Source organism: Halobacillus locisalis (assembly GCF_013694105.1).
GTDB classification, from domain to species: domain Bacteria; phylum Bacillota; class Bacilli; order Bacillales; family Halobacillaceae; genus Halobacillus; species Halobacillus locisalis.
In genome coordinates this window covers 33,667-50,963 of sequence record NZ_JACEFG010000005.1, presented here as the reverse complement: position 1 = coordinate 50,963, position 17,297 = coordinate 33,667, and the positions used below count along the sequence as shown (strand labels likewise).

Here is a 17,297-nt window from a genome sequence, read left to right as displayed (position 1 = left end):
AATTATTAATGACCAGCTGAAATCAATCGGATCATAAAAGGCATACATTTCCAGTCACACATCCACCTGAAACTACAGAGTACTGAAACATATGTACTTCTTCACTCCAGGACAAGAAAGTCACATATCCACCTGAAACAGCAGGGTACTGAAACTGACCGTCTGTTTGTTTGTCATTGCGATGCGTCACAGATCTACCTGAAACAACAGGGTACTGAAACTATATTGGTCTATTTGAACAAAGTCAACAGGTCGCATATCTATCTGAAACAACGGAGTACTGAAACAAGATCACCGCCTTTACCTACAATGGTAAAGTCATATATATACCTGAAACAGCGGAGTACTGAAACGGTCATTTCTCCTTCTGGCTATAGTTTTAGTCACATAGCTACCTCAAACAACGGAGTACTGAAACATACCAACTAAGAAGGAATCGTCATGACAAGTCACGAATCTACCTGAAAATACGCACTTGTTGACGTTCAGCTGAGTAATGTCACATAGCTACCTGAAGCAACGGAGTACTGAAACACCTGATTATCACGCTCGGGACTATAGGAGGTCACACGTCTACCTGAAACAGCAGAGTACTGAAACCCTTCACTCTAGTTCCTCGCCATTCCATGCGTCACATACCTACCCGAAACAACAGAGTACTGAAACAAGAGAACGGGAAGGAACGGAAACTTGTGCACATATACCTTCCTGAAACATCGGAGTACTGAAACACATAGATTATTCCCAAAAAGATGGCTTAGTCACATATCCACCTCAAGCAACAGATTACGGGAACAATGAATTTACGTTATGGATTAAAAGAGGTGTCACCTATCTACCTGAAACAACAGTGTACTGAAACATAGGGGCTATAATCTTTTTTGTATCATGTCACCTATCTACCTGAAACAACAGTGTACCGAAACACCGAAGGGAATTTAAGACTTGTCAAAGTAGTTACATATCTACCTGAAGCAACGGAGTACTGAAACGCATATTGATATCCTTCTTTATATTTGTTAGTCCTGTATCTACCTGAAACAGCAGAGTACTGAAACAGAATCCGACTTTTCCATTTTCGTTGTCCTGTCGCTTATCCACCTGAAGCAACAGTGTACTGAAACAAACTGTTCCGCACTTATCGGGCCGATTTCGTCACATATCTACCTCAAACTACAGAGTACTGAAACCAACCATTATGACTTTCTTAATCTCTCTAAGTCACATACCTACCCAAAACAACAGTGTACTGAAACTGAAATATTCATTTTATATGCCATATCTAATTCACATATCTACCTGAAATAACTGAGTACTGAAACGGCTTCTATTTGTTTGTCAGGGTATAAGTGGTCACGTATCTACCTGAAACTACAGCTCATACACTAACTCCTTAAGTTATTTCGGAATCACATATCTTGCCTTTTCTATTTGATTCTTATACTCATTCCCGAGAACATCCACATTATATTTATGAAACACTTTTGTGCTATTTCCGATATATTTCATTATTCTCTTATCTCCATGAGTATGAACTGGTTTACATTCGATTTTGTTCTTGTCATCGTCGTTGACTCCAACAAACCTGAACTTCTCTCCATTGATTTCGATCACATTATTTTTATAAAGGCTAAATAAAAAAACAGCTGTATCACTAATTCCTTTTTTCTGCAATTTATTCTCATAGTGTCGTTCATCCAAAGTATAAGCCATCTTTGACTCGTTTAAATCATCGTAGCGAATAGTAAGGAACTTGTACTTCCCTTCATCTTCAAACACATCCATTCGGTAAGGCTTAAGAGATAAAGTGACGACCTTCTTATTCTTGGGGTGATATTTATGAGAAAGGTCCTTGTGAACATTCAATTTTTTCTGCCTATATTTAATTGCTTTGACTACAGGACCGTTCCCCTTTTTGCTGTACTTAGTTAGGTACTCTCCTGTTTCCTCAAGTCGCTTTGCCAATGGATTTTTGGCATCAGCATATTGTTTCATGATGACTTTCAACTTTTCGAAGGTCTTCGGATCGTTAGAGTACATTAAGAAGGCTTCAGGAGATTTATCTAATTTTTTCTTCAAATCTTCATTATCTTTGTCATACAGGTCTTTTATCTTTCCTACAGTGTACTCTTCACCTTCAAACGTTCTTGTAGAATAAATTGTATCGTTCATCAATTGTCTGTTGGGTTTTTGATCAACTCGATGCGAATATTTATAATCGCCGTAACTTTTAATCGCTTCTACCTTATAGAATTGATCCGTGAATAGTGCTCCAAACGATTGATTAAGAATTTCTCCTGTTTCCATATCTACAGATTTTTGATTCGTCATCATAGCGTTTGCTTCTTTAAGCTCTTTTTGGCTCTCGAACAAGTAATCAGCCATGGCAACAATCAACGCATCCTCTGCATGGTGTTTGAAATCCTCTTCACGATTTTTTCTGAAGCGCCAGATCTTCCGTAGATAATTCGTGAAACCTCCGTTGATGGATTTGACCTTAACACCAGACTCATTCTCACGGAAGTAAGATTGAAGAAGGTTAAGTAGCTCTCTGGTCGCATATCTCGTATCAACTAGATTTCGATTGATAAAGTCTTTTTGAACTTCATATTTCGTTATGTTCCTTTCTTCCAAAAGGTAATCTTTTTTCTTTCTCGGCATTTTTTCACTGGATTTAGCCAATTGAAGGACGTGAGCTTTAAACGCTTGATAAGTAATAGTCCCACTCCCAGAAGATAAATATTGAAACGGAGTTCGATTCCCTTTCTTCTGATTCTCTTCTGTGAGTACTAATACTTTGTTTTTCTGCGAATCATCAAAAGAAACCGAACGAGGAATAATATGATCAACTTCATAATGCATCGGATTGTCTAGTAGGTCTTCAAGACGAATCGCTTTATGGGAGTATAAACATTGACCGTCCTGAAGGTGCCATAAGCGTAGTTTCTCAAAATGACTGTGATTGGCATCCAGGTCATGCTCATCCAGCTTTTCACGGATCTGCTTATTTAGAGCAGCGTGCTGTTTAAGCATTTTATTAATGAATTTCTTCTTGTCTTGGCTATTTTTCTCCCTTGCCAGTTCCACTACGATAGAATGAGGATTGCCATACTTTCTGATAAGCTCATTGACGACTCGAATGGCTTGTTTGAAGGATCGTTTAACTACTGGAGACAAGATGATGTCTTCGATATGATTATCAGGAATCGTGCTAAGACCTTTGAGCTCGACTTTTTTAGGTTTGAGTCCAAGTTCTGAGAAGATTTCCATTTGATTTTTACTGGAATGCCATAATTCGGGTAATAGCAAATCTATAGCTTTCTTACTTAAAGCGTGTGTTCCACTGTAATTGAGTTCTTCACTCATCTTTTGTAAAACTTCTGCTGGTAGATCTGTGTCCAATTCTTCAAGGGCGGATAACTTTTCTTCGGGATTCTGCCACATAGTAAGCCGCTCCGCTATATCATCCATTTGCTTTTGGTTTAATGTATCAGGGTGTTCGGTGACTTTTCTTAAATCATGATATGTTTGAAGCTCGGTGAACTCTGGCTTTCCTCTAGCATTAACTCGCGAACCTTTTATATCTTCTTCACTGACACTGATTTCTTTCGCAATTTTCTTAAGCGTTATAGATCCCTTTCCTTTAAATACGCTTTCTATCAGACGTTCCTTCTCTTCCGTAGTCAGCTTGGGCTCTTCCCTATTAATTCTCAAATTGTTCAAATCATTCAAAGCATTGTAAAGCTGAGCTGAATAAGAAGCTTTGACACATCTAAACTCATCAGGGAAATAACTGCATCTTCCCATCATCTGTTCATACCATTTCTTTGTGTCCTGTTCCCAGCCATAAGGACTGCCTAGGCCCGGACCTTCATAATACTCCCTGCGTTTTGATAGCAGTTGAATAAACTCATCTATAAAATCGTCAGAGATTTTTTCATGGAATTCCTGTTGCTTCTTCAAAAGAGTAGTGGCTTCTTTCACATAGTCACTCGTTTTGAAACGATTACGATGTCCCCGAACCTCGCCTTCTTCCTCTAACCTTTCCAACTGAAGCTCACAAACAAACCTCTCTTCTAGAGCTTGAGCATTCCGTTTCACCTGGTCTTTGGTCGATAGAGAGTCCTCACCAGTGAGATCATCATCCTGATGATCAACATTATGTATCCCTCTTCTTTTAATGAGGTGAAGTAAAGAAGCTGACAATTCCTCCTCATCTAATTTATCTCGTAATCCTTTTACGCGAAGATGATAGGGAGATTCATATCCTTTATAATATGTAGGAAATTCACTTCTCTCTAAAAGCCATTGTACCCGCTCTTTACGATGAGACCTTCTTCTTTTGAGTCTTCTGGCGCTTCTTTTCGTCCTTCTACTTTCATTCTCTGTTTTGTCTGCTTCAGGAAACAACCGAACACCTGCTTCGACAATATTTCGTTCTTCATCGATGACTCCGAATCCAACTGATGCAATCCCGACATCCAGTCCAATCGTGTAGCGAGGATTACTCATGTCAAAACGCTCCCTTATTTGTCATGTATTAGATATATTTTAACAATTTTTTGATAATTTTGCATAAAAAAACAAGGAACTTGTTATAAGCTCCTTGTTTTTCGGATCCATTATGGATCAAATCCGGCACTATGGCCTTGTTTCAGTAGATTCTGTTGCTTCAGGTAGATAACAACCCGTCGGTTGTTTGTGACAAATTAATCATATCATTGTTATCTAAATATTTCAATAAGTATTGATAGGTGGGTACAAATACATTTTTAATTGTACATTTATTCTAGTTTTAATGAGAGTATTAGCATGGATTTTACCCTCACCCACTTGTCTGGTTAATAGGGAGGTCTATTTTTACTAATCATTTGTATGACTACAATTCTAGCAAGGCTATTATGTCTGATGAAATAATAAATAGTATTAAACATCAGACAAATTGTTTTGGTGTTTTACAAATGTTTTTTTGTTTAACTGTTTTACTTGTTTTAAGCACTCTGGAAGTACTGGTGTCATAGGGTTTATATACCTTAACCCTAACATTTTCGACGTTTAACCTTACATCTTCGATTCTAACCCTAACATTTTCGACGTTTAACCTTACATCTTCGATCTCTAACCCTAACGTTTTCGACGCTTTCTCTAACATTTTCGATTCTCCCATAACTTTTTGGGTGCTAACCCTAACATTTTCGACGTCTTCATATTGAAAACTGTATTTGTAAGGTTCTCAACGCACGTAACCCTAACATTTTCGACGCTTTCACTTTAATGACTGTATTCGAAAGGATCTCAATACACATAACCCTAACATTTTCGATGTCACTATATATTTAGATTTACAATAATCCTTAGATTATTTATAATAGCAACAAAACATAACATCGGAACACCTCATGTTAGGAGTCAATGGGATGCTAAAAGATATATCTTCAAATGAACGAAACTGGGTTACGAAATCAAACGAATTAATTGAGGCTACATACAGAAGTCCATTAACCAAAAGGGAACAAAAGCTTATTGCATACGTTGTCAGCCAAATTGAACCTAGAGATGAAGAGTTCCATATTTACAGAGTATCAATTCGTGAGTTTACAAAAATGATGGGCTTAGAACAACCTAAATACACAGAGTTAGGTGATATCTTGAAAAAGCTAATGTCAAAGGTTATAGAAATTGAAAAGACCGATGGCAAGAAGCTACTGACTCATTGGATATCAGGTGCAGAATACTCTCCAGACGAGGGTCCACAAGAAGGCACTATTGATTTTTCATTTGATCCTCGTCTCAAACCTTACTTATTACAGCTTAAGAATCAATTTACGAGTTACAGACTGGAGAATATTCTTGAATTGAAAAGTGGATACTCTATTCGTTTCTATGAATTATTGAAAAAATGGGAAAATGTTGGCGTGGTAACTTTTACAGTTGATGAACTAAGAAGAAAAGTAGGAGCAGTAGAAGTATATAAAGAGTTCGCAAACTTTCGTCAAAGGGTATTAGAACCTGCTAGTAAAGAGCTGAGAGAAAAAACTGACATCTACTTTGAATATGAACCTATAAAAAAAGGACGTAAATACCACTCAATTACTTTTTCAATACAACTCAATAAGATCAAAGTAGAGCCAATCCCGATTGAAGAAGATAGTAACTATGAAGATATAGTCGATAACTTCATGATCACAGCCAATAAGCTTTATTTAAAAGTAAATAAGTCGACTATGAAGAATTGGTTAGCTCAAAGCTATGCTATATGGGGGGATAGTTACCAAGAGTCCTTGCATAACCTTATGGAGGAAGCAGCTAACACAAAAAGTTTGAAAAACCCTCCTGGTTTTGTCGTCTGGAAGATCAATGAATTCGCAAAAGAATTAGATGATGGAAAAATTGCGGAACCATATGAATGGGAAACTGGTGAAGTCATACCAGACTGGTTCAAGCAAAAGGAAGAACAAAAAACTGGAGAAAATGAAGCTGCAGCTTCTACTCATGAAAGCATTGATACGAATGAGTTAGCTGAACAACTGAAGAGGTTAACAGGTAAGAGTATGAAGCATGATAAGAATAGTTAAATTGGAAAGGGCCTTGTTTCCTGTAGAGGAAATAAGGTCTTCTTCGTATATGGCATATTGTTTATATAGTGTTGCCAACATGACTAATAGTAAAATAGAAATATATAATTGTGCACCCAAATCTAGCTTGGATTGTATTAATACATTTTATTTCGAAACTTAATTGGATAAGTATCGTAACTAATACATACCTGCGCGAAAAGAGGTGAAAATATGGCTTGGTTAGAAAATGGAAAATTAATATCAGATGCGGAATGTGGAGAACTCATTTCTAAAGATTATCAATATGTTGAGGGGATATTGATGTCCCCCGACAAGGTAAATGACTTAATAAGATCTGGGTATACTAGACCGCATTTATCAGAGGGCTTACGATATACTTTCACTTCAAAAGAAGCGAGAAATCTTAGTGTTTTAGGGGCTGGAGCTTTAGGTCTTGGCTTAGTATCAGTGGGAACATGGAATGTCGTAAAAAGTAAACTTGATAGAAAGAAAAAAGAAACTCTCTAGCCAATCAGACTTTAGAGCTTCTCACCAAACAACATATATTATTTATCTACCTTAACCCTAACATTTTCGACGTTCCTCAATTTCAGGGGTGTTTCATACAGAAACACCCCTCTATTACAGACTTTGTTGATTGCATGAACCCTAACATTTTCGACGTTCTCATTCGCCTGGATAGGTAACATCACACTTTCTATTAATAACAATATTAATATTGTTATAGATATTGCAATATACATGAATCATAATGAATTAAGCCAGTGACAACAGGATTCTATTTATTAAGCTGAACTAGAACCTCTTCAACTAATCTCTGTAGATCATCCTTAGGATTAGTTCGTTCAACAGGCTTCATATGAACCCCTTGGTGTTCTAATGAAAGTCTCACAATCAGCATAAAAACAAAGTCATCGAAGTTTCCCTCTGACTTATGTTCCTCCCACGAGTAACCAAATAATGTAGATAGTATTACTATTTGCCCTACATAATAAGACTCCTTGTTTCCTTTATCCTGTCCCTCTTCACGAGTTACTTCAAAATACTTATTAATGGCAACACTTAAATAGCCTTTCAAATCTTGCTTTGAGATCATTCTTTTCTCACTCTTCCTCCCTAAAGTTCATTTCCCCATGAAGAAACAAAACAGCTTTCGTATATATAGTTCATTATTTATTCATTAAACGCCCTTTACCATGTAGATTAGTCAATGGATGATACTCGTTGATCAATCGACCTATCTCGAAAAGAGCTGCCATTTCTATTGAATCGACCTCAGCCAATTTGCGTTCTTTCATTTCACCTGACTGCTTCTTCCAAAAATATTCCCCGTCCGTATAAAGTTCTTCATATATAGGAGATAAATCAAGGATCGATTCGACCTTAACATCAGAAGATTCATTTCTAATGATATTGATGGCCATAGAGTGGTTACCGTTCATGACAACTCCAATATTCAATGGCTTAACGTATTTTACATTGTGGTTCATATCGTCAAATTCCCAAGGCTGACCAATATCCCTCCCTATTTCAAGCATACAATCACGTAACTTTCTGCTCTTCCACGTTAATGGAAAGATTAATGTATCTTTAGGATCTAATCTCATTTCTGAAAGCCCTATATACTCCTCGTCCGTAAACCAGTTGAGGCGTCGGTCGGCTTCATCATATAAATGAAAAGAATAATCAATGTCTGCTCGGGACCAAAAAAACAAATCTTCTACATCATCGATTGAACTCTTCTCAATAACTGATTTTCTCAGACAATTTGTGATCAATTGATGCTGCCTAGCTTTTCCTAACAAGTATATGTACTCATATATCTTATGTGGGAACTCACTTTCAAGGATCTCTTTGGCATTAAATATGAGGTTTTGAAACTCTCTCTGATTCTCTGACATTTTAGGCTTGGTTGTTGCAGAGGGAGATATGGGGATTGGTTCTCTTTTATTTGTCATTTGTCTAAATTCACTTATAACTCTTTGTAACCATCTTCCTGCCTTTGTTAAGTTCATGTATTCACCCATCTACTTAGACATTTCCCGCTGTTGATTAAGTATTTCATCGAAATCATCGAACATCGTATTATAAAGCACTTTTATTTCCTTTGTCCTTATTTCGTGATGATAGACGAACTGTGCCTTCTTTTCATGGAATAAGTACGCTTCAATCATAGTCATCTTCACCTGCTCGATTTGCTCTTTCCTTTCGATAGTATCCCCTCCAATAGTATTTTCGCCTTTCCTACCCTTTTCTTAAATAGTTTGATAGAGTTATAAAGAATAAATTGGATATTAGGTGGTGTAATCTTGAAATTACAAAAAGGAATCCGTGTGTGGGAGACAATCACATTTGTTCTGTCCATTTGTTATGTACCATTAAGTATAGGTTTTTTTATTGTGGCTGCTATAAATTCATCAGACTCCACAGACTTCTCCACTTTCTTTGGAGTTGGATTAACAGTACTTGGTCTAGCATTTGCCTTGTTTCAAATAACAATGAGCAAAAAACAAGCAGAGCTTACTGACGAACAAAATGCTACTAAGCAACGAGAAATTATTAGTGGCTTAGAAAAACAGGTTGAGTCGCTTACATCTGAAGTGACCAAATTAATTGAACGAATCGAATCTAAAGAATTCAAAAATGAAGTCCATACGAAGAATCATTACTCCATGATCACACACAAGATTACCAAGAAAAAAGAAGAATAGTGCAATTGTAAATGACCATGTCTAAATTGAGATGTGGTCATTTACATTTTATAGGAGTTTGTAAAGGTAAACTTTTTAAACAAATCTTCTTCTTCCCTCGAACCCTTGGTAGACCTGTTTTTGCATTTACCAAAAAGGTGTATAATTATTTTTATAAACGTACATAAATGGTTCAATGACCTTTACAAACAAATGCTGTACATTTACACTAACATTGAACAGTAAATTGTTCAATGATCATCTTTACAAAATTTTCATTGATTCATAGAATAGAGGTGGAGTTTTTGGGTAATACTTATGGATACATCAGAGTATCGACTAAGGAACAAAATGAAGGAAGACAGTTTCATAAAATGACTGAAGAGATCGGCATTGAACCTAGACGTATTTTCATTGATAAACTCACTGGTAGTAACTTCGAGCGTCCTCAGTATCAGATATTGCGTAAAGTAATTGGAGAAGGCGACTTGATCTATATCGATGAGTTCACTCGGTTAGGTAGGAATTACGATCAGGTGATTGCGGAATGGAAGTACATCACAAGAGAACTTGAAGCCGACATCATTGTCCTGGAGAATGAAGAACTCTTTAACTCACGTAAATTCAAACAGATGGGCGATCAAGGTAAGCTGATGGAGGATCAGTTCCTGTCGCTACTTGCTTATGTAGCAGAACAGGAGCTCAAGAAAACGAAGAAACGACAAAAAGAAGGCATTGCACAGGCGAGGCGTGAGGGAAAGCATTTAGGGAGGCCAGCTATTTCTTTAGACTCTCTTTCAAAACAACAGCTGCGAGTGTTAAAGGAACAGTACCCCTCATATCAAGAGAAGCAATTAACGGCTGTAGATTTTATGAGTAAGTTAGATTTGAAGAAGAATACATTCTATAAAATCATAAAGCAATACAAGCAAGAAAAGAAGGGCGAATGATAAGGGTACAATATAATGAAGAAACTCGTCGAAAAAAGAAGGAGAAGCAAAATTAGAGCTTCTCCTATACATAGTTAAATTACACCTTCTTCAATTAAGTTGTATAAATGTGCCATTAATTTAGTTGTCTCGTAACTCGATACTCCTTCTTCACATACAAGTAGAGGCTGATCATCTTTGGAAGGTAAATCTATGTAACAGCGTGTTTTTCTGTCCACGACTCCGTTCGCCCTTATATAGTACCTCTTTGATTTATCGTTATTGTACCACTCGTTAGAAGTTTCCTTTAGGAACTTCAGTAAATCCGTGTCTTGATAAATCAATGTATCTATCCATCTAAGTCTATTTTTCGCATCAATTTCTTCACTAAACCACCTCTTACTCCCTGATTTCATATCTATCAAACAAAATGAGCTATTAAAGCCTATTATGTGGAACCTACTGTCATCATCCCATAAAATTTCTTCGTTTAGCTTCTTTAGAAAGAGTTCGTCACGGTATTGGTCGTCTAGATTATAGATTACTGAAGCTAGTCCTGTGAACTGTTCCTTTTTTATGTCATATATATTGTGGTTCCAGTTATCTTTCTCTTTAAACTTGAACCTCGGTCTTGTATTTTCATCTGTTTTTGAGGTAATTGTATTTTTGTTGTCTTCCTTATTCGACGCTTTTGTTTTCAAATATCGTAAAGTATGAAAAAAGCCTGTGATCATTTGGATATCTCCATTCACTGAGGTATTTATCAAAGAAATCATCGTATCTTATACATCATACATTTTTTTACACAGTAATTACATATATTAGTAGTGAATGTGTATAAAACAAATAGAGATTCCTTAAAGGGATTAAAAAAGCAACTGATTTGGTATCAGTTGCTTTTTGGTTTGTTACATATTTTATTCATATAGTTGCATATCTATCTTCTGCATTGTTCACAATGATGATAAGGGTAGTCTTTAGGTAGTTCAGTGACGCCACACTTAGAACAATTGTCTTCACTTAACCATTCCCACATCTCTTGTTCTTCGTTTATCGTTTTCACTTTACTCGCTCCTTCACAGTATGTGTCAATTCAGTTTCTTCACTCTTAATCTATTCTTTCTTATTCTACTAGCCGAATTTTTGTCGTTCTTCTATATTTCTTGGGTTTGATTAGTTTGAACTTCTTCCTAGCTAGCTTCTCTGGCACGGACTCTTCTTTCTCCGTTTCATCTTCCTCGGCAGAAAATTGCTTTTTCGTTTTGACGAATTTAAGCAATGGTAGCCCCGCTATTAACAATGTTAATACAACCGTGGACTCCGCTAAGAGCAAAATTAAAGCTAACACTAACCCTAGCCATATTCCTTTAACAAACTGCTTGTTTAGTTCAATCGATTCCATAAAAACACCCTTCTTTCTTTCAAATTCATCCCCAAATATCCAATGTACTCTTCAGAACTGTACGGTCTTCGTTTTGCCACTCACCAGATATTACTTCGACAGGGAAGCCTCCCCATTCAATATCGTTGTCAAAAACCGGACGATCATCGAAGTAAACTGTTGCTTGGTCACCGTTTCCATCTTCAACTAACGCACTGGAGTCATTGATCACTTCAACTATCGTGTATTGCTGTGGTTGAATTAATAGATCTTGACCATTTATTGCTATCGCTAGTAAGGCTACATACAATAGAGGCGCTATTATCATTAGGTTCTTTTTCTGGAAAATATAAGTCATATATTTCTCTCCCTTAATTAATTTTCAGTTAGTACTTTTGCATTTTGACAGTATGTGATTTGTGGTTGTCCAATGATATTCAAGTGTAAAAACGCTCAGAAAGAGATGTCGTCATTCAACTCGAACAACTGCTTGAAATAGCTATACATATAGAAGTACAAAACAATAGTGAATAGCTCTCCAAACAACATCTGAACAAAGGTTGCTTCCATTAGTCCAGAACACGTCACAAGGATAATGTAGGTCCCGATTGCAAGAGTCATAAATGCTGTTGAAGTGTTATCCTTCAAAACAGCCTTGCAAACTAACGCCACTACCGAGATAAAAGCAAGAACAAATGTGACCACATGAATTGCGGTCATCATCTCTTTTATCGCTTCAAAGTGCTCAATGCCATTGATCCAATTTAAGACCAACAAGCAAATGATAGGAACAACCATTCCAATCACCATTCCATCTATCCCAAAGTATTGCAGTCTTTTCATAAAGTGTTCTTTCATATTTAATCAATCCTTTCCCATTATCATTTTTAAAAGTAATTCTGTCTTAATCAGGTATTCAAAATTCAAGATAGTCAGCCAAATCCGTCTGGACGAAAGTAAAGTCACTCATCTTTTTTTCCTGCCAATTCTCCTTATTCAAGGCAATTAGCAAGCCCACATCGATGTAGTAAGACTCTGCTCTTCTTCGCTTTGGACGAATTAGATACATTTCTTTTTCTACGTCCATACCGAGTACCATTGCCTTTTCTTTTCTATCGCCAGCAGGAACGTTTACAGGATCGCCAACTTTGAATGGCATCTTCTCCTCAATCTTCAAAGGGCTTTTGATTGCTTCTTCCACCGCTTTGATGATGTTGCATAAGTGAAATTTCCCTTTACGATAGTAGTGATGCCAATAATCGCTCATCTCGTGATATGACTGGACACTCTTTATCATTTCTTCCATCTCACTCAATTCTTCTAAATCAATTCTTTTAATGAAATACGACTGATGCAATGACTCCTTGGCCAGCTTCAGCTGCAAAGCACTTAAAGGCATGAACTCTCACTCCTAATTGTTTTTAACTGCATTCAAATACACAAATTCAACCGATACGTTCAACAGGGTCCTCAAGCGCATTAAGCGTTGAGAACTCAAGAAGATAAGTATCTTTGTAACAATTCGTGCACTCAATCCATGCTCCAAAAGCCCCTGTGTTGATCCCCAAAACATCTTGCTGACACTGGGGGCATTGCTTAATTTTGGATCCATCTAGTTTTTCAACAATCTCATACCTCATAAGTTACACACTCCAATCAGCTCTATATTGCTATCCAACTTGAAAAGCAATTCAAGAACTTCACCTGGATTCATACCTGATGAGGAAATACCTTCGTCTGTATCGACACGTCTTAAGAATAGTAGCTTCCCTGCTAGATCGACTGTTCCATAAGGTGTATGGACTCTAATTATTGGGTTACGAGATACTAGCAACCCCTCGTCATCCACCACAATGTCGTACTGCTCATTGAACTCCACAATATCGATCGATTGTGAACCGATGATTGAGTTATAAGTCTTGTAGTCGGCTTCTGCAGGAATATCAACGATACTTTCTTTGAACTTTGATTCATCTAAGTTGAACTCTATACTTAACCCTTTACCAGCCTTCTTCATTGTTTTTTGCATGTTACTAGCCCCTTTTAAATTAATTTGAATTTGAAACCTCTTTCTTTAATCGTGACAGTTCCATTTCTGCAACTGAATTGATCACTCCATTTTCATCACCCCCTCAAAATTGTTTTTAAATACAAAAAAAGACCATTAGGAAGCCACTTCTAATCAGAAATGACGCTAATCGCCTTTTAAATATCGCTATCTATTTGGTTTTGAATAATCCACTCGAATTTTTGTGTAGTTTGTTAATGACCACGCTCTGCCTCAAAGGACATGAGTTTAATAACTGTGTTGATTCTCCTGTGAATGGAGGTACAACTGCTCAATAGAGCTCGAATAACTAGTAAATATGCTTTCATTATACGTTTCTCTGTTCAATAATTCAATGTCCTTTAAAAAATATTGACACTTAACTATTAGTGTATTACTATTGGTGTAACACTAATAGTGAAAGGATGATTTACAATGGCTCGTGTATTTGAAGCATCAAGGGCTATCTTTATTCCAGCAAGAGGCGGTCACCCGAAAAACGCAGAGTATCGTGTAGCTGTAGGATACGAACAATGGGAGACCCCTGTTGAAGTTAGTAAGGTGCAAATGGTCTATAACGGAGGGGTCGCGGGTATGCTCAGCCCATCCTTCCCTGTAGGCGAATTAGATGAAAAGGCTGTTGTGTTCGCACTTGAGCTACTAAAGAACCGAAAATATGGTACTGATTCTAAAACAATCAAGGACGTTCTGGTACTTGAAAAGGTTCCTGAAGGCACAAGTATTGATTCAATTATTGAAAAGAAACTAGATGAGTTAGAGGAAATGACTCAAAGCATTTTCGCATCCAAGCGTAAACCTCAAATAGTTATTGCCGATGTAGATCCTGTAGAGCACTTTGAACTTGAGGATTCTGTTTATGCCTTTTTGTTCAGAGTACAGGTATCTAAATCAAGTTAACAAAAGACTGAGTACTGGGAGTTGAGAGCGAAGTGAAAGCCTTATTATTGATCCCTCCAATGGTATTAATGATTGGCGGATTTATGATTATAAACAAAGTCAACGAAACTGTTATTGATTCAGCAGTTAAAATTTGTGAAACCGAGCCTGCAGGGGAAGCTGAAGTGATTGAAAAGGATATGAGTTTTGATTTCAGGGTAGAATGCACCCACGAGGAATCAGGGGAAGTAATAATAATAAATGGTGGCTTGTTTGATTACTCTATATCTGAAGAAAAGCTAGCAGTAGACTGAGTAGTACCCTGCAACTCTTTTATCCGTTATTCACAATTTAATACAATAGGAGATGATTACCGTGTATTTTACGAGTGAAGAGCATAACAGCAATTTAAATACTTTGCTGAGCCAATTTAACAGAACATTTGGCAAGGACCCACAGTACGATGCCAACTATTATATAGCTGCTGTTCCTGAGATCTTCAATTGTTTCCCTGATGATCTAAGCGAAGTGGGGGATAATCCTCTGTTTTACTTAATGAGTTATGATGAGGAGAATGACGTGTTAATTCCTGCTACCGCTGGTCTAACCGGTTCTACTAATAGAATGGTTGAGTTTGGGATGTCTTTATTTAATGGTCATTTGGTTAGCTTGGACGATGTATTAGGATCGGTTGCTAGTGAACATCTCATTAAAACGTTAGTTCAGGCATTCTATATTAGAGCAAACAAATACTCATAAAGAAAAGGAGGAGCTACTTAGAAAGCAGCTCCTCCTTTTTTCTATCATTTTATTTTCATTGCATTACGTGATTACAACTCTTCACCCATTGGCTGAACGAACTCATATAGCTCTTCCAGTAGAAAATCAATACAGTCATTCGTCTTGAACTTATCGTCTTCAGCAACATAAACAGTGAAATCTTCAGCTTGCTTATTAGAGAAAGTAAGCTCATATCCGTTCATATTCAGGTAAGTTTCAAGAACCGTTAGAGCAGTCCTTTTATTTCCGTTGTGGAAAATATGACCACTCCTACTGATTGAATGGAAGTAACAGCAAGCCTTGTGTAAGACAGTAGGGAATTGTTCTTCTCCGAATAATTCCGTCTTAGGTCTTTCAAGCATTGATTCAAAGGCTTCAATTGATCTTATGCCAGCTTGATCAGAGTCGTTGTAATACTCCATAATCGTGTAATGTAAGAACTCTATTTCTTCCCCAGTTAAATAGATCATTCCCCAAATAAAACCACCTTACCTGTCTTTTAAGTTACGAAGAGCTTCGTCATACTTCCCAACTGCTCTATTCATAGCTTTCAACATTTCTGGACGAATTCCTTCTGGAACCCGATTAGCTTTTTTAACCATGATTCCACCTTCTTCTTGATTATAAGTGATTTGAAGTTCCTCACCCTTTGTAATATTAAGCAAGTCCACGAGGTCTTTAGGGATATTGAAGGAAAGACTATTCCCAACTTGGCTAACTTTACGCGTGTAAGTCTTCTCATGGTTTTTATCCAATGTGTTCACACTCATTTCTTAACGGTCTCCTTCCCATCCTAGACAAGAAGAGGGAGATCTAAACCTTCCTGTCAATATAGTTATGATTGTATTGACTATATTAACACATTTTCCCCTATTTACAGCGAACAAAACGGAAATATTACCTCAACCGACACATTTAGTATTCGGTTTGGGGTAATTAGTACACCATCTGTAGTTGGCCGCAATCTTCCGTAATGTAGTCTTTGTCAAAATCCTTATCTAATAAGACTTCGAATATTGCTTCCAACACCTGAACTACAATGCTATTGCCTGCTAACTTATAAATGGTGGCATTCTTTCTATTCGGCTTTGTAGGGTATTCCCTCAATACCTCTTCATAATCTGAGTCTTCAAACCCCATAAGACGCCAACACTCTCTTTCGGTCAAATACCTATACTGCGGACCATCCAGACGGATAATTCCAGCATTGGGGCATCTATCTTGTCTCGTGCTAATTGTCCAACAGCTGTCTTCTATTACGTCGAGATAGCGGTATTTAGAAGCTGTTCCAGGATTAAATTCTTCTATTCTGCTTAGCATACTAGGCACTTGGATCATGTACTTCTCCTCGGTGACATCTTTTTCTAAGAACTCACTTATATGCCTGGTTGACCTTGTTCTCAATTTAGAGAAATCAAAGCTACTTCCATCTGCCATGGAGATGATGAAAATACGCTCTCTTCTTTGAGGGACACCAAAATCCATAGCATTTAACACACTGAAGCTGTTGGTATATCCAAGATCACTAAGTTTCCTTAAATACTTGTTAAAGGTATCGATATTGTCCTTATCAAGTACCCCTTTCACATTTTCCCAAATAATTGTTTTAGGTTTCCATACTCCCATGTTCTCAATGATGCGAAGCGTTTCCCACATAAGAGAACTTCTAGTTTTATCCTCATCTTTACCACCAAGCCTTTGACCGGATCTGCTGAAATCCTGACAAGGAGAACCATGCACCAAAACGTCTGGACATAAGTCATAATCAATAACACTTTGAGGTTGGTATTTGTTGTCGTATAAAGCATTATAGGCTCTGACAGCCTTCTCATCTATCTCAACATAGTCAATAGCCTTATGATCGACACCTAAGTTAATGAGAGCCTTTCTTGGTGATCCTATTCCACCGAACAATTCTAATATCTTTATCATTTCCGTCACCTCATAATTTTCATTTAAAAAAGGAACTCCCCTTAATAACAAGAGGAGTTCTCA

At 37.1% G+C, this 17,297-nt stretch carries 22 protein-coding genes; 7 read left to right on the top strand and 15 right to left on the bottom strand.

Going from position 1 to position 17,297, the window contains the following annotated elements; genetic code table 11:
• Nucleotides 1-1,398 precede the first annotated feature (1,398 nt).
• Nucleotides 1,399-4,512 carry a type II CRISPR RNA-guided endonuclease Cas9 gene (cas9, locus tag H0266_RS18470; protein ID WP_181473929.1) on the bottom strand — a complete coding sequence of 1,038 codons (3,114 nt, stop codon included), beginning with the start codon at nt 4,510-4,512 and terminating at the stop codon, nt 1,399-1,401.
• A 905-nt stretch (nt 4,513-5,417) separates the two neighbouring features.
• Between cas9 and H0266_RS18465 the strand changes: the two genes are divergently transcribed.
• On the top strand, nt 5,418-6,575 hold the full coding sequence (locus H0266_RS18465) for a replication initiation protein (RefSeq protein ID WP_181473928.1): 1,158 nt from the start codon (nt 5,418-5,420) through the stop codon (nt 6,573-6,575).
• 213 nt (nt 6,576-6,788) lie between these two features.
• On the top strand, nt 6,789-7,085 hold the full coding sequence (locus H0266_RS18460) for a hypothetical protein (protein WP_181473927.1): 297 nt from the start codon (nt 6,789-6,791) through the stop codon (nt 7,083-7,085).
• A 271-nt stretch (nt 7,086-7,356) separates the two neighbouring features.
• Here the strand turns inward: H0266_RS18460 and H0266_RS18455 are convergent, their stop codons facing one another.
• From H0266_RS18455 to H0266_RS18445, 3 genes are all read right to left on the bottom strand, one after another.
• Entirely contained in the window at nt 7,357-7,674 is a 318-nt protein-coding gene (locus tag H0266_RS18455; RefSeq protein WP_181473926.1) for a hypothetical protein, read from the bottom strand.
• 73 nt (nt 7,675-7,747) lie between these two features.
• The gene (locus tag H0266_RS18450; RefSeq protein ID WP_181473925.1) at nt 7,748-8,605 is read right to left on the bottom strand and encodes a DUF6710 family protein; all 858 of its coding nucleotides are present in this window, start codon (nt 8,603-8,605) and stop codon (nt 7,748-7,750) included.
• On the bottom strand, nt 8,606-8,764 hold the full coding sequence (locus H0266_RS18445) for a hypothetical protein (protein ID WP_181473924.1): 159 nt from the start codon (nt 8,762-8,764) through the stop codon (nt 8,606-8,608).
• A gap of 123 nt (nt 8,765-8,887) precedes the next feature.
• Between H0266_RS18445 and H0266_RS18440 the strand changes: the two genes are divergently transcribed.
• Both H0266_RS18440 and H0266_RS18435 read left to right on the top strand, forming a co-directional pair.
• On the top strand, nt 8,888-9,289 hold the full coding sequence (locus H0266_RS18440) for a hypothetical protein (RefSeq protein WP_181473923.1): 402 nt from the start codon (nt 8,888-8,890) through the stop codon (nt 9,287-9,289).
• Between the two features lie 284 nt (nt 9,290-9,573).
• On the top strand, nt 9,574-10,218 hold the full coding sequence (locus H0266_RS18435; RefSeq protein ID WP_181473922.1) for a recombinase family protein: 645 nt from the start codon (nt 9,574-9,576) through the stop codon (nt 10,216-10,218).
• A gap of 74 nt (nt 10,219-10,292) precedes the next feature.
• On the opposite strand, the gene H0266_RS18430 is transcribed toward H0266_RS18435, so the two are convergent.
• The 8 genes from H0266_RS18430 to H0266_RS18400 form a co-directional block, all read right to left on the bottom strand.
• On the bottom strand, nt 10,293-10,931 hold the full coding sequence (locus H0266_RS18430; protein ID WP_181473921.1) for a hypothetical protein: 639 nt from the start codon (nt 10,929-10,931) through the stop codon (nt 10,293-10,295).
• Nucleotides 10,932-11,134: 203 nt separating this feature from the next.
• Nucleotides 11,135-11,260 (bottom strand): hypothetical protein, encoded by a 126-nt coding sequence (locus tag H0266_RS19665; RefSeq protein ID WP_281374390.1) that lies wholly within the window; start codon nt 11,258-11,260, stop codon nt 11,135-11,137.
• A 60-nt stretch (nt 11,261-11,320) separates the two neighbouring features.
• Nucleotides 11,321-11,599, bottom strand: coding sequence for a hypothetical protein (locus H0266_RS18425; protein ID WP_181473920.1), 279 nt, complete (start codon nt 11,597-11,599; stop codon nt 11,321-11,323).
• A 25-nt stretch (nt 11,600-11,624) separates the two neighbouring features.
• A complete protein-coding gene (locus tag H0266_RS18420; RefSeq protein ID WP_181473919.1) occupies nt 11,625-11,936 on the bottom strand; it encodes a hypothetical protein in 312 nt (103 codons plus the stop codon).
• Between the two features lie 95 nt (nt 11,937-12,031).
• Nucleotides 12,032-12,421 carry a hypothetical protein gene (locus H0266_RS18415; RefSeq protein WP_181473918.1) on the bottom strand — a complete coding sequence of 130 codons (390 nt, stop codon included), beginning with the start codon at nt 12,419-12,421 and terminating at the stop codon, nt 12,032-12,034.
• 73 nt (nt 12,422-12,494) lie between these two features.
• Entirely contained in the window at nt 12,495-12,977 is a 483-nt protein-coding gene (locus tag H0266_RS18410) for a hypothetical protein (protein WP_181473917.1), read from the bottom strand.
• 46 nt (nt 12,978-13,023) lie between these two features.
• Nucleotides 13,024-13,218 carry a hypothetical protein gene (locus H0266_RS18405; protein ID WP_181473916.1) on the bottom strand — a complete coding sequence of 65 codons (195 nt, stop codon included), beginning with the start codon at nt 13,216-13,218 and terminating at the stop codon, nt 13,024-13,026.
• Nucleotides 13,215-13,607, bottom strand: coding sequence for a DUF3846 domain-containing protein (locus tag H0266_RS18400; RefSeq protein WP_181473915.1), 393 nt, complete (start codon nt 13,605-13,607; stop codon nt 13,215-13,217). The genes H0266_RS18405 and H0266_RS18400 overlap by 4 nt, the downstream gene beginning before the upstream one ends.
• Nucleotides 13,608-14,060: 453 nt before the next feature.
• On the opposite strand from H0266_RS18400, the gene H0266_RS18395 reads away from it, so the two are divergent.
• From H0266_RS18395 to H0266_RS18385, 3 genes are all read left to right on the top strand, one after another.
• Nucleotides 14,061-14,543: a hypothetical protein gene (locus H0266_RS18395; protein WP_181473914.1), complete on the top strand. Its 483-nt coding sequence runs from the start codon at nt 14,061-14,063 to the stop codon at nt 14,541-14,543.
• Between the two features lie 32 nt (nt 14,544-14,575).
• A complete protein-coding gene (locus H0266_RS18390; protein WP_181473913.1) occupies nt 14,576-14,836 on the top strand; it encodes a hypothetical protein in 261 nt (86 codons plus the stop codon).
• 61 nt (nt 14,837-14,897) lie between these two features.
• Nucleotides 14,898-15,281, top strand: coding sequence for a hypothetical protein (locus H0266_RS18385; protein WP_181473912.1), 384 nt, complete (start codon nt 14,898-14,900; stop codon nt 15,279-15,281).
• A 71-nt stretch (nt 15,282-15,352) separates the two neighbouring features.
• Here the strand turns inward: H0266_RS18385 and H0266_RS18380 are convergent, their stop codons facing one another.
• The 3 genes from H0266_RS18380 to H0266_RS18370 form a co-directional block, all read right to left on the bottom strand.
• Complete coding sequence (locus H0266_RS18380) at nt 15,353-15,772, bottom strand: type II toxin-antitoxin system death-on-curing family toxin (protein WP_181473911.1); 420 nt, start codon at nt 15,770-15,772, stop codon at nt 15,353-15,355.
• A gap of 18 nt (nt 15,773-15,790) precedes the next feature.
• The gene (locus tag H0266_RS18375) at nt 15,791-16,072 is read right to left on the bottom strand and encodes an AbrB/MazE/SpoVT family DNA-binding domain-containing protein (protein ID WP_181473910.1); all 282 of its coding nucleotides are present in this window, start codon (nt 16,070-16,072) and stop codon (nt 15,791-15,793) included.
• A 166-nt stretch (nt 16,073-16,238) separates the two neighbouring features.
• On the bottom strand, nt 16,239-17,234 hold the full coding sequence (locus H0266_RS18370) for a DNA cytosine methyltransferase (protein ID WP_181473909.1): 996 nt from the start codon (nt 17,232-17,234) through the stop codon (nt 16,239-16,241).
• Between the last annotated feature and the right edge of the window lie 63 nt (nt 17,235-17,297).